The 12,985-nt window shown below is 49.4% G+C and carries 13 protein-coding genes; 2 read left to right on the forward strand and 11 right to left on the reverse strand.

What is annotated here, in order from left to right; translation table 11 throughout:
- Window positions 1–95 precede the first annotated feature (95 nt).
- On the reverse strand, window positions 96–2,165 hold the full coding sequence (locus RUW00_RS06560) for a sigma-54 interaction domain-containing protein (protein ID WP_021494294.1): 2,070 nt from the start codon (window positions 2,163–2,165) through the stop codon (window positions 96–98).
- Between the two features lie 153 nt (window positions 2,166–2,318).
- Here RUW00_RS06560 and RUW00_RS06565 point away from each other — a divergent pair, with 153 nt between their 5' ends.
- Complete coding sequence (locus RUW00_RS06565; RefSeq protein ID WP_014418340.1) at window positions 2,319–2,561, forward strand: DUF2627 domain-containing protein; 243 nt, start codon at window positions 2,319–2,321, stop codon at window positions 2,559–2,561.
- 29 nt (window positions 2,562–2,590) lie between these two features.
- Here RUW00_RS06565 and prpB read toward each other — a convergent pair whose 3' ends face one another.
- From prpB to ytaF, 10 genes are all read right to left on the reverse strand, one after another.
- Window positions 2,591–3,496: a methylisocitrate lyase gene (gene prpB / locus RUW00_RS06570; protein ID WP_061862378.1), complete on the reverse strand. Its 906-nt coding sequence runs from the start codon at window positions 3,494–3,496 to the stop codon at window positions 2,591–2,593.
- Window positions 3,497–3,514: 18 nt separating this feature from the next.
- Window positions 3,515–4,942, reverse strand: a complete 1,428-nt coding sequence (locus tag RUW00_RS06575; protein ID WP_172870048.1) for a bifunctional 2-methylcitrate dehydratase/aconitate hydratase — start codon at window positions 4,940–4,942, stop codon at window positions 3,515–3,517.
- A gap of 25 nt (window positions 4,943–4,967) precedes the next feature.
- Window positions 4,968–6,065: a citrate synthase gene (mmgD, locus tag RUW00_RS06580; RefSeq protein WP_007612474.1), complete on the reverse strand. Its 1,098-nt coding sequence runs from the start codon at window positions 6,063–6,065 to the stop codon at window positions 4,968–4,970.
- Between the two features lie 23 nt (window positions 6,066–6,088).
- A complete protein-coding gene (locus RUW00_RS06585) occupies window positions 6,089–7,222 on the reverse strand; it encodes an acyl-CoA dehydrogenase (RefSeq protein WP_154817558.1) in 1,134 nt (377 codons plus the stop codon).
- Window positions 7,223–7,251: 29 nt separating this feature from the next.
- Window positions 7,252–8,103 carry a 3-hydroxybutyryl-CoA dehydrogenase gene (locus RUW00_RS06590; protein WP_280145307.1) on the reverse strand — a complete coding sequence of 284 codons (852 nt, stop codon included), beginning with the start codon at window positions 8,101–8,103 and terminating at the stop codon, window positions 7,252–7,254.
- A gap of 19 nt (window positions 8,104–8,122) precedes the next feature.
- Window positions 8,123–9,304: an acetyl-CoA C-acetyltransferase gene (locus tag RUW00_RS06595; RefSeq protein ID WP_280145308.1), complete on the reverse strand. Its 1,182-nt coding sequence runs from the start codon at window positions 9,302–9,304 to the stop codon at window positions 8,123–8,125.
- Between the two features lie 140 nt (window positions 9,305–9,444).
- Window positions 9,445–10,182, reverse strand: a complete 738-nt coding sequence (locus RUW00_RS06600; protein WP_015240188.1) for a glycerophosphodiester phosphodiesterase — start codon at window positions 10,180–10,182, stop codon at window positions 9,445–9,447.
- An 87-nt stretch (window positions 10,183–10,269) separates the two neighbouring features.
- Window positions 10,270–10,896 (reverse strand): N-acetylmuramoyl-L-alanine amidase family protein, encoded by a 627-nt coding sequence (locus tag RUW00_RS06605; RefSeq protein WP_280145309.1) that lies wholly within the window; start codon window positions 10,894–10,896, stop codon window positions 10,270–10,272.
- 19 nt (window positions 10,897–10,915) lie between these two features.
- Window positions 10,916–11,233: a hypothetical protein gene (locus RUW00_RS06610; protein WP_014721488.1), complete on the reverse strand. Its 318-nt coding sequence runs from the start codon at window positions 11,231–11,233 to the stop codon at window positions 10,916–10,918.
- Window positions 11,234–11,541: 308 nt separating this feature from the next.
- Complete coding sequence (ytaF, locus tag RUW00_RS06615) at window positions 11,542–12,165, reverse strand: sporulation membrane protein YtaF (protein WP_007408366.1); 624 nt, start codon at window positions 12,163–12,165, stop codon at window positions 11,542–11,544.
- A 146-nt stretch (window positions 12,166–12,311) separates the two neighbouring features.
- On the opposite strand from ytaF, the gene RUW00_RS06620 reads away from it, so the two are divergent.
- Entirely contained in the window at window positions 12,312–12,944 is a 633-nt protein-coding gene (locus tag RUW00_RS06620; protein WP_014418348.1) for a helix-turn-helix domain-containing protein, read from the forward strand.
- Window positions 12,945–12,985: the final 41 nt, after the last annotated feature.

Raw genomic sequence — 12,985 nt, forward strand, 5'->3', positions numbered from 1 at the left:
GCTTTTAACAATGCAAGTTCCGTGCCAAATATACGGGAGGGTTTATTCCGGCTTTTTTCAAGAAAACATGCAGCTGTTTGCGCTTTCTCTGCAATTTATTGCATGCCGTCATTTGCAAGGCCGTACTTGTCCATTTTGTAGTACAGATTCCGAATGCTGACACCAAGCGCTTTTGCCGTTTTGGTTCGGTTGAATTTATGCTTTTCAAGCGTTTTTTGAATGACGTGTGCTTCAAATTTTTCAACAGCCTGAGACAGCTTTTCCCCTTCCACATCCGGAAAATCACTTTGGGTGCCGTTTTTTTCATTCAGCTCTGATTCAAAAACAGGCAGATGCTGCTGTTCGATCCGTTCCATGTGCGGCTCTAAAAATATCATTGCCCGTCCGAGAACATTTTCAAGCTCCCGGACGTTTCCCGGCCAGCTGTAGGCTGATAAAGCACGCAGCGCGTTCGGCGCGAGCCCCTTTACATTGCGGCCGTAATCCTGATTGATTTTTTCAATGAGCCGAATGCTCAGCGCTTCAATATCTTCTTTGCGCTGCCGAAGCGGCGGGATTGAGATCGGATAGCGGTTAATCCGGTAATACAGGTCTTCACGGAACGCGCCTTCGGCCATGGCCTTTTCGATGTTGACGTTTGTCGCTGCGATAATTCTGACATTGACAGAAATCGCTTTAGCGCCGCCGACTCTGATAATTTCTTTTTCCTGCAGAACTCTGAGCAGCTTTGCCTGGGTGCTTTGGGTCAGCTCTCCGATTTCATCTAAGAAAATGCTGCCGTTATTCGCTTCCTCAAAAAGTCCTTTTTTGCCCCCGCGCCTCGCGCCCGTAAACGCGCCTTCCTCATAGCCGAAAAGCTCGGATTCTAGCAGGGATTCAGACAGGGCCGCACAATTGACCCGGATGAATTTATTGTATTTTCGGTCGCTTTCATTATGGATGGCGTGGGCGAAAAGTTCTTTTCCTGTGCCGGATTCTCCCCGCAGCAGAATCGTCGCCGGCGTTTTCGCCCCGAGCTTCGCCTGTTCAAGGGCGACCAGCATTTGTTCACTCGTGCCGATAATGTCGTCAAACGTGTATTTCGCTTCAAGCGTGCGGATGATCTGGCGCGCCCGATTCAGCTCAGCAGTCAGCGTTTTAATTTCTGACACATCGTGAATGACGCCGACGCTGCCTTTTAAAATACCGTCCACAATAACGGGGGCAACATTTACGATGACATCCTTTTTATTGGGGCCGACCTTCATTCTCACACCCCGCACGGGCCGCCTTGTCCCCAATACTTTCAGGTGCATGCTTTCCCCTTCTGAGATATCGGTGGAAGCGGGTTTTCCGATGACTTCGCTTTCTGACAGCCCGGTCATTTTTGTATACGCTTTGTTGATTAACATTCCGATGCCGTTTTCATCAACGACGGAAATGGCCTCGTCTGAGGATTGAATAATCGCTTCAAGCATGGTGCGGATTTGTTTTAAGTTCGTGACCTCTTCCGCCAGTTCAACTGCGTCGGTGATGTCTTTAAACACGCATAACGCGCCGAGAAGTTTTCCGCCTTCATCAATGATCGGCAGTCTTGTCGTGACAATCTGCAGGTGCTTTCCGAGAAGCTGCTTCTGGTTATATTCCGGCTCTCTCGTTTCCAGAATCCGCGGCAGCTTTGTGTTCGGCACTACGTCTTTAATTTGGCGGCCGATGACGTCCTCCCGTTTTTGGCCGACCATTTTTTCTGCCATCTGATTAAATAAAATGATCGTTTCGTTGACGTCTATAAAAATCATGCCGTCGTGCGTTGAATTAAAAATCCGGTCATGCTTATACGTCTGCGACTTGAGCATTTGGATAAGCTGCTGTTTTTCCTCCATCAGCTGAAACACCATGTACGCCAATTTTCCCGGCATGACGATGGTTTGTTCTTTTTTCTCATGGAGCAGCTCATCCATGACCGCTTTATCGCCTGTTGTATGGATGATAATATCTATATCTTCGGTTATGTAAGGTTTCCAATCTGATGAGGTTGCAATTCCATATTTCCGGGCTTCTTGCAGCCCTTGCGCCTCCGGATCTTGATCAACCACCGCAATAATCCGGATCAGCTTTGTTTTCATCAAAATCTGTAGGAGCGCCGTGCCTCCTTTACCAGCACCTATAATCAGCACCTTCTGCATCCCGATACCCCTTTATATGAAAAAATTTGCACACCTGTATTTTCCGTTGCAATAATTTGCACAACCCCTATGTTACCACGTTTTGATCTCTTGACAAAATATTTTTTCGATTGGACAATAAAGGAAAACATATCGTAAAGGGGTTTTCTGAATATGAGCCGGCTTGTTGCGCTTTTGATTCTGGTCCTCCCCGGCGCTGTCGCGGCGCTCGGCATTAAGCTGATGAGAGATGCATTATTCGGGCATGTGTTTTCCCCGTTTCCGTCCCTTTTTCTTCAGGGGGCGGCCGGATTGGCGTTTTTTTTGTTCGGCCTTTATGTTCTGGCCGGGTTTATTTTGTACAGAGATCGGAAACGCAATCAAGTCAGCCCGCGGTTCAGGAAAAAAAAGCTGTAAAAAAAGCCCTTGCAAAAAAAAGGGCTTTTTCAGTCGTCCGGCAGTATCGTTTTGGCAATGGATTGATCCAGTTCTTCATAGTCATCGTAAGCGATCGTTTCATATAATTCTTTTCTCGTCTGCATATCTGAAAGCCCCTCTTTTTGCGAGCCTTCTTCTTTCAGAAGGCGGAAAATACGCTCAAAAGCCTTGGCCGCCGTTCTGAGTGACGTGACCGGGTAAATGACCATCTGACAGCCCATATCGGAAAATTCATCAGCACTGTAATACGGCGTTTTTCCGAATTCAGTCATGTTTGCGAGAATCGGCACACTGATTTGTTTGGAAAACGCTCTGAATTCACTTTCGGATTGGAGCGCTTCCGGAAAAACAGCGTCAGCACCCGCTTTTATATAAGCGGACGCCCTTGTTAATGCCCCCTCCAGCCCTTCCTGCTGTCTGGCGTCTGTTCTCGCAACAACAAGAAGGGTCGGCGCGGCCCGCTTGACCGCTTGGATTTTTTGCGCCATTTCTTCAATCGGCACGAGCTGCTTCCCATTCAGATGTCCGCATTTTTTCGGCAGGCGCTGATCCTCCATCTGGACGGCGGCCGCGCGCGCTTCATACATTTCTTTCGCCGTCCGGGCGGCATTCAGCACTCCTCCGAAACCCGTGTCAATATCGACAAGGACGGGCAGATCAGACGAGCGGACCAGATCTTTAACCCGTTCAGCCATTTCCGCCGACGTGATGATCCCTAAATCGGGCAGCCCTCTGCTCGCCGTGTAAGCCGCGCCTGATAAATAAAGAGCCGAAAACCCCGTTTTCTTGGCGATAAGAGCGGCCATCGCATCGTGAGCGCCGGGGATCTGCAATAGATCCGGCGCTGCCATCAGCGTACGGAACCGCTCTGCAAGCTCCTCTTGAGACGACTGCTTGCTGACGATCCACGTCATGTTTGTCACCCTCCTATTTTATACGAGAAATAAGTCCATAAATTCACTAACGCTGAGCTTCTGCATTCGGCCGCTATGTTCGCAGGCCTCTTCGATTTTTCGCTGCTGCTTCAATGAAAAATGAGTGCTGATGTTTGCTGAAAACTTGGCAAGAATCTTCGGAACGGCTTCTTTTCTGCGGAACCGGTGCCCGAGCGGGTATTCACATTCAATCCGTCCCGTAGCCGTGCCGTCTGTAAAATGCACCTGTACGGCATTTGATATGGATCGCTTATTCGGGTCTAAGTAATCTTTTGAGTACGCTTTGTGTTCCGTCACCTCCATTTTGCTCCGCAATGTATCAATTCGCGGGTCAGACGCCGTTTCCTCTTCATAATGATCCGCCGTGATATCTCCGAAAAGCAGCCCGATTGCCGTAATATACTGGAGGCAGTGATCCCGGTCAGCCGGATTGTGAAGCGGCCCTTTTTTATCGATAATCCGGATTGCCGACTCATGGGTCATAATCGTGATCCTATCAATGTCTTCAATGCGGTCTTTCACCTCCGGATGAAGCCGGACCGCGCATTCCGCCGCTGTCTGGGCGTGAAATTCAGCCGGGTAGGATACTTTAAATAAAACATTCTCCATCACATAGGACCCAAGCGGGCGGGCAAGCTTCATTTCCTGCCGGTTAAACAGTACGTCTTGAAATCCCCACCCAGATGCGGTCAGAGCCGTCGGGTACCCCATTTCACCTTTTTGCGCCATAAGGGCCAAATATACGCCTCTGCTCGTCGCGTCGCCGGCCGCCCATGATTTGCGTGATCCGGTGTTCGGCGCATGACGATACGTTCTGAGGCTTGAATTATCAATCCAAGCGTGAGATACGGCGTTATTGATTTCCTCTCTTGAGCCGCCCAGCATTTGCGCGCAAACAGCCGCAGTCGCCACTTTCACAAACAGCACATGGTCAAGCCCCACTCTGTTTAAGCTGTTTTCCAAAGCGAGAATCCCTTGAATTTCGTGCGCTTTGATCATTGCGCAAAGCACATCGCGCACGGTAAGCGGTTCTTTCCCTTCTGAAATCCGCACTCTGGATATATAATCCGCACAAGCCAATATGCCTCCGAGATTGTCAGACGGATGACCCCATTCCGCAGCAAGCCACGTATCATTATAATCGAGCCACCTGTTGATACAGCCGATATTAAAAGCAGCCGTGACCGGGTCTAAAACAAAAGGCGTGCCCGGGACTCTGCTGCCGTTGGGCACGGAGGTTCCCGGGACAATCGGGCCGAGCAGCTTTGTACATTCGGGATAGCTGAGCGCCAAAATTCCGCAGCCTATCGTATCAAGAAGCACATGTCCTGCCGTAGCGAAAGCTTCTGAACTGTCAATCTCCTGATGGAGCACGTAGTCAGAAATCTCTTCGATTACAGCGTCCATTCGGCGGGGTTCTGTCATGTTTTCATCTTCCTTTCTCATCTGTTTACAGGCGCGCTCCGGTGTAGCGGACACGCGGGCGGAAAAGCCGGTTTCGGCTGTGCTGTTCAATAACGTGGGCGCACAGTCCGACCGTCCGTGCACTGAAGAATATAGGCGTGTACAGCGGGATCGGGATGCCAAGCATGTAATAGACCGGCGCTGCGTAGTAATCTAAATTCGGATAAAGGCCTTTTTTCTCCCGCATGACGGTTTCGCCGGCTTCACACATATTATAAAGACGGAAATCACCAGAAAGATCAGACAGCTTTTTTAACGCTTCTTTCATCATGAGCGCCCTCGGGTCCATTTTTTTCATGTAGACACGGTGGCCGAAGCCCATGATTTTTTCTTTGTTTGCGAGTTTTTGAGTTAATAATTGTGTAAACCCGTCTGTATCCTTCGCTTCTTCAAGCATGTACATAACCGCTTCGTTCGCGCCGCCGTGAAGGTTTCCTTTAAGCGAGGCGACGGCTCCGGTCAGCGCGCCGTAAATATCCGATTGCGTCGAAGCAATGACACGGGCCGTAAACGTTGAGTTCGGCAATTCATGCTCACTGTATAAAAGAAGCGACCGGTCGAAGATTTCTTCTTCCAAAGATGACGGCGTTTTTCCGGTAATCATATATAAAAAGTTTGCGCTGTATGATAAGGTTCCGACCGGCGCCAAAGGCTCCAGCCCGTTGATGACTCGATAGCTGTTGACCGTCAGATTCGGCATTTTGCCTATCAGTCCGCGTACGCGGTGCTGATTTACGGAAGATGAACGGTCATCGATGTCCTTGTCAAAGCCTCCAAGGGCGGACAAACCCGTCCTCAGTCCGTCCATCGGGTGAGTATGTTCGGGCAGCAGACGGCATATGTGCAAGATTTCCTCGGGAAGATGTCCGCCGCGCCGAACGTCTTCTTCAAGCGCCGCCTTCTCTTTCGCATCAGGAAGTCTGTCTTCCAATAAGAGATGAACAATGTCCATATAGCCGGCCGTTTTAGAAAGCTCAATCAGATCGTGGCCTTTGATTAAAATACTGCCCTGCTGTGTATCCAGGAAAGAAATCCCCGTTTCCACCGCAATGACGCCATCTAAACCGGGAGAATAAGATTCCATGGTTTCGCTCCTTTGCGCACTTTTTATTGAAGAAGATACTTAGAAATAATCAGCCTTTGAATCTCATTGGTTCCTTCATAGATTTGCGTGACTTTCGCATCCCGAAATAAACGCTCCGCGGGATATTCTTTCATATAGCCGTAGCCGCCGTGAATCTGCACAGCCTCCACCGCCGCTTTCATCGCCGCATCGGACGCGAATTGCTTCGCCATAGATGCTTCTTTTCCGCACGGAAGCCCTCGCTGATACAGATCAGCAGCATGATAGACCAATAATTTGGCAGCTTCCGCATTCGTCGCCATGTCAGATAATTTAAATGAAACGGCCTGATTCGAAGCGATGGGTCTGCCGAACTGGCTGCGGGTTTTGGCGTACTCCACCGAGCAGCCGAGCGCCGCTTCGATAATCCCGAGCGCCTGAGCCGCTATGCCGATCCGTCCGACGTCAAGGTTTTTCATGGCGATTGAAAAGCCCTCGCCCTCTTCGCCGAGCCGGTTTTCAATCGGAATTTCCGCTTGGTCAAACTGCAATTCGACAGTATTGGAACCTAACAATCCGAGCTTTTTTTCTTTTTTTCCGACAGAAAAACCGGGTGTGTTTTTTTCAACGATAAACGCGGAAATTCCCTTTCTCCCTTTACCCGGATCGGTTATGGCGAATGTCAGATACAGATCTGCCGCTCCGCCGTTTGTAATAAAGATTTTTGAACCGTTCAGAATATATGAACCGCCTTTTCGCACGGCCGTTGTTTTCAGGCTTCCCGCATCAGATCCGGATTGAGGCTCAGTAAGCGCAAATGCCCCAATATATTCGCCCGCTGCCAGCTTCGGAATATACGTTTGTTTTTGGGCTTCTGTCCCGAAATGCAAAATCGGGATTGTCCCTACCGATGTGTGGACGGATAAAATGACGCCGACGGCCGCGCTGACTTTTGATATTTCATGAATCGCTAAAATGTAAGATGTTGTATCAGCACCCGCCCCGCCGTAAGCTTCCGGGACGGGAATGCCCATCAATCCCGCTTCGCCCATTTTTTTAATCAGTCGCTCCGGAAATTCATCTGTTGATTCCATGAGCTCAACCATCGGCGCGATTTCCTTTCGGGCAAAATCACGCACCATTTTTCTCATCATGATGTGCTCTTCTGTAAAATGCATGGCTGCCGTCTCCCCTCATGATCTTTACGTCATCTGCCGTACTCATAAAAACCGCGCCCGCTTTTTTTGCCGAGCCAGCCGGCGCTGACATATTTTCTGAGCAGAGGGCATGGGCGGTATTTCGGATCTCCGAGCCCCGCATAGAGAACCTCCATAATGGAAAGGCACGTATCCAGCCCGATGAAGTCAGCTAATGTTAAAGGACCCATCGGATGCCGCATGCCGAGCTTCATCACCTCATCAATCGCTTCCTTTGAAGCTGCTCCTTCGTAAAGGCAATAAACGGCTTCGTTAATCATCGGCATTAATATGCGATTAGATATAAAGCCCGGGAAGTCATTGACTTCGACAGGGGTTTTATTCATCCGGACGGCAAGCTTCTTTACTGTTTCCGCTGTTTCTTCCGATGTGGCGAGTCCTCTGATGACTTCGACAAGCTCCATGACAGGAACCGGATTCATAAAATGCATGCCGATTACTTTTTCAGGCCTTTTTGTGGCCGCGGCAAGCTCCGTAATGGGAAGAGAAGACGTATTGCTTGCCAATACGGCATGCGGGGGACAGATTTTATCTAGTGTGTCAAACAATTCCGCTTTTGCTTTTTTGTTTTCGGCAATGGCTTCAATTACAAAATCAGCATCTCCCGCTTCTCTGAGTTCTGCCGGGGAAATACGGCTGAAAGCGGCATCTGTCTCCTGCTGTGACTTCCGTCCTTTTGCCTGCTCTTTCTCCAGGTTTGCCTTTATGCGGTGAAGACCTTTTGTTACCGTTTCCAGCTCCCAATCGTATAACTTGACGGCAAACCCGGCTTCTGCAGCCGTCTGAGCGATGCCTGCTCCCATCTGACCGGCACCTGCGACCATGATTGTTTTCATCTTCATCCGGCGCTCCCTCCTTTGATCAGTACACCTCCAGCAGGACGGCATCTCCTTGAGCCGCTCCGCTGCATATAGCCGCTATGCCTAAACCTCCTCCGCGACGCTTTAATTCGTATATTAAACTCATGATGATTCTCGCTCCGCTTGCGCCGATCGGGTGGCCGAACGCGATTGCCCCTCCGTTTACATTCACTTTCTCCCGGCTGAACCCGGCTATTTTTTCACTCACGAGCACGACGGACGCAAATGCTTCATTTACTTCAAACAAATCAATATCGTCAACGGACAGTCCGGTTTTTTTCAAGAGCCGGCTGATGGCCTCTCCCGGCGCGCTTGCCAGCTCGGACGCTTCCAGTCCGACTGACGCAAAGCCAAGTATCGCTGCGAGCGGCCTGACATGCTGCTTTGCGGCTTTTTCCTCTGACATCAGCACAAATGCTCCGGCCCCGTCATTTACACCGGGAGCGTTTCCGGCTGTAACCGTTCCGTCGGTTGTAAAAATTGGCTTGAGCGCTGCAAGCTGCTCAAGGCTCGTATCAGGACGCAGCCCCTCATCCGCTTCAACAGTATGCTGTTTGCCCTTTTTGCCGGTCCAGGTGACGGGAACGATTTCTTCACGCAATTTGCCCGCTTCAGCCGCCTCTGCCGCACGTTTCTGGCTCAAAAGAGCGTAATGATCCTGTTCATCCCGGGAAATGCCGTACTTTTTGGCCGCAGTGCTTCCGTGGACAGCCATATGCACCTGGTCGAACGCACAGGTCAGCCCGTCATGAACCATTAAATCCTGAAACACCCCGTCCCCCATCCTCACACCCCAGCGGCCGGCCGGAATGGCGTACGGAATGTTGCTCATGCTTTCCATTCCGCCTGCAATCAGCACGTCCGCATCTTTCGCCCGGATCATTTGATCACAGATGGTAACGGCCCTGAGCCCTGATGCACAGACCTTATTAATGGTTTCAGCCGGAACGGACCATGGAAGCCCGGCATATCTTGCAGCCTGTCGTGCCGGAATCTGCCCGGCACCCGCCTGGACGACCATTCCCATCACCGCTCCTTCCGCTTCGCTTTCACTGATAGCGGCGCGCTTGATTGCTTCTTTTATGACAATGCCGCCAAGCTCGGCTGCCTTTACTTCTTTTAATGCGCCGCCGAATTTTCCGAACGGCGTTCTTGCCGCACTGACGATAACCGTTTTTCCCACAATTTTGCCTCACTTTCAATAAGATAAAAGATAACGCTTACACAAAACGCCCTGTTACAATATATGAACCGGCTGACCGAGTTATGATTGCACCGCCTTTTTCCCGCCCATAAAAAAAGAAGACTGTCTGAACAGTCTTCTCAGCTGCGGCATTCTTCTTTTATAGAAACAGCCAGCTTTGGATAATCGGTAAAAATCGCGTCTGCTCCCGCTTTCATCAGCTGCTTCATATCCTCAGGACGATTGACGGTGAACGGACGGAGCGCCGCTTGGTGTTTTGCAAGATGTTTGATCACTTCAGCGCTCACCGCCGGCGTACCGAGCTTCGGATGATAACCCGAAGCGGGAATGGCGGCAAGATACCGTTCAGGCCGGTACAGCACATCCATCGTCAGCACCGCCCGTTCAATTTCCGGCGCCAAGGCGTGGCAAACCGCGAGACTCTCATGATTAAATGAAGAAAAAATAACGCGCTTTTCCAGTCCGTAATATCTGACTTTTTTTATCACTTCTTCTTCCATTCCTTCGTAACGGAATACACTGTTTTTCAGCTCAATGTTTATCAGAAAATCAGCACGTTCCGCAAAACGCAGCACATCTGACAAAAGCGGAATTCTGACACCTTTAAAAGCATCTTTCCATTTTCCGGCGGCATCGGCGGTTCTGATTTTGTCATACGCCGTATCTTTCACAAATCCTTTCAAAGACGTCGTGCGGTCGAGGGTTTCATCGTGAATGACCACGATGCGGCCGTCTTTTGTCATCTGTACATCAAGTTCAATTCCGTCAGCCCCGTCCTCAATCGCTTTTTTGAACGCGGGCATCGTATTTTCCGGGCAGTCGCCCGACGCCCCCCGGTGGGCAAAAATATTCGTCATATGTGTCACCTCAGGTGTTTGTCATCGGTTTTCTCTATTATAATCGTTATGCACATAAGGAGGGCGCTATTTACACATATTTTATAACTACCGGCCGCTGTAATAGGTTTCGATTCCGTTTACAACGGCGTCCGCGGCGTGCTCTTGTCCGTTATCGCTTTTCAGCTTGTCCGCATCTTGAGGATTTGTGATAAAACCTAATTCAGCCAGCACACTCGGCATCTTTGAATATGTAATAACATAAAAAGGAGCTTCTTTTACGCCTCTGTCCTTCATCCCTAAAGACGTGACAAGCTGCTGCTGGATGTCGGAAGCAAGCCTTTCGCTGTCTGCGCCTTCATATGTCGAATTAAAATACGTTTCCGTGCCCGATGCCGTTGAGGCGGCTGAATTCGTATGGAGGCTGACGAATAAATCGGATTGGCTGGCGCTTGCTTTCGCCACCCGCTCGTCCAATCGTAAAAAAGTATCGTCAGTCCTTGAAGCTACAGGTTTTGCGCCTTCTGTCTCCAATTTGGCGATCACCTTGTTCGACACCGCTAAATTGATGTTTTTCTCAAGCAGTCCATTTCCGCCGGCCCCGCTGTCTTCTCCGCCATGTCCGGCATCGATATAAATGGTTTTCCCTTGCAAAGGTTCAGCTGCATAAGCAGACGGCGCAAGCAGAAGCAGAGCGGCACCGAAGGCAGCAGCGCTTTTTGTCAGTAAACCCACGTTTTTTTCCTCCCCGTTTTCACATATCTGTTTCTTTTTTCAGTTCCTCAAGCCGTAATTGTCCGTTGCTCTCTTTTTTATAGGTGATTTGCACCGCCGTATGTTCAGGCAGAGACTGACATTCAAACCGCTTGGCGAAAGGCACCTTCACCTCTTGCCTTTCTCCGTCAATTTCGACCGCGATTGTATCGTTTCCGGCCGCTTTTATAAATGTTCCTTCCTGTGTAAATGACGGCGCCGCATCAGCCTCCGCGGTATACTCGCAGCCTGATAACAGCCATGCGGTGAAGATCAGAAGTATGACAGACTTCACACAGATCACCTCACGTTTTCTCATTCGGCTTTATCTTTGAACAGAATGGCCGATTTGTAAAGGGAGCCTTCATTCCTCCAGCGCTTTTCCATATTTGGAATGAAGGCTATCTGACCTGCTGTTTACCTGAACTTAGAAAGAAAACAAGCTGATCAGTCTATGAAAAAGGTTCTGTCTGAAGGCCGAATATGCAGAATTTAACGGAAACGGACGACTTTCTGTTCATTTTGAAAAAATATCAGATCGGCAAAAAAAGAGAGCCGCGTCATGCGCTCTCCCGAATAGAAACATTCATATTTATTTTGAGCTTTTCATAAAATGAACGGGACAACTTAAAAGAGCAGCGTATTGGCGGCAATGATGAGAATAATCACTCCGCTCAGCACCGTGCTGAACTGTCCGACGTGAAAAGAACCGATGCGCAATGATGCGGCTTTTTTTCCAAGCGAGCAGCCGATCCATATGGTCAAAAAGCTTCCGACCGCCGCAGTGATGGAAATGGCAGCGGGAGAAAGCCCGATCAACCCCGCGCTTAATCCGTTGGTCAGCGCATTTGCGGATACGGCCACCCCGAGAACCATGGATTCCAATATACCGATTTCTCCCGAACCGTCGGCATCCGCTGCCTCCGGATTTTGCAGCAGACCGGCAAAACGGCCTTTTTTTCCTGACGCGCCAACACGCGCTGTTTTTCTCGGCACAGCCAGCAGAATGATGCGGATACCGATGACAGATAAAATAAACGCCGCCAGCAATACAGGAAGAAAGCCCGGTAAAACGGCTGAAATCCATTTGCCGAAATAAATTCCGATATAACTGAATACAAAACAGATAAAAGCGATCATCATATTCGACGCATGCGATATTTTGATTTTTCTGATGCCGTATGACATCCCCACTCCTAAATTATCAATGCTCGAGGACACTGCCAAACCTAAAATCAATAACCAAGCCATGTTCGTTTCTCTCCATTCTTTGATGTCTTTTCAACATGTTGTGCCGTTGAATCTACACTATCCTATTCAGCAGCACAGAAAAGGTACCTTTTCTGCAAAAATTATTGATTAATGATCATCATTCCGGCGGAAACGAGGTGACACCCTTGACAGAAAATAAAAATAAGACACTGGGGCCCCTTTTAAAATCACTGCTTGATAAGCACTCGCTCTCCATGAGAAAACTCGGCGCCTTAACAAACATTGATACGGCCACCATCTCCCGGATTATAAACGGCAAGCAGAAGGCCAATTTAAAGCATCTTCAGGAATTTTCAAAACATCTCCGCACCCCGCTGGAGGAATTGCTTGAGGCGTCAGGCATAGACATCGGCCATGAAAAAGAAGCTGCGCCGCAAGACCCGATGCACGCGATTCAGGATATGCTGAATATGGCCGAGATGTTTGATCAGCCTTTTTCCCGGGAGCAAATTGAGCGCGAACTGACCAGATATGAACAATATGCCAAAACCCAGCAGGGCCATCGCCTGATTTGCGATGAGTTTCAAAAGAAAATGGACAATGAAGAAAGCGTCGGCCCTTTTATTGATCATTTAAAAAACATGCATCACCAGTATATGGATGAATCAACACCGGCTGAAGACCGCGCGATTCTCGGGAGCGCGCTGCTGTATTATATTTTAGCGACCGACGTCATTCCGGATTACATGTTTCCGATCGGCTACCTGGATGACGCCATCGCCGTTCAAATCGCTTTGAACCGGCTGAAAAAAAAGTAAAGGCGCTTAAAAAAGCGCCCTTTTTGTGTTGAAAAATATGA

It is taken from the genome of Bacillus sp. IS1, from assembly GCF_032461585.1.
Lineage (GTDB): Bacteria > Bacillota > Bacilli > Bacillales > Bacillaceae > Bacillus > Bacillus velezensis.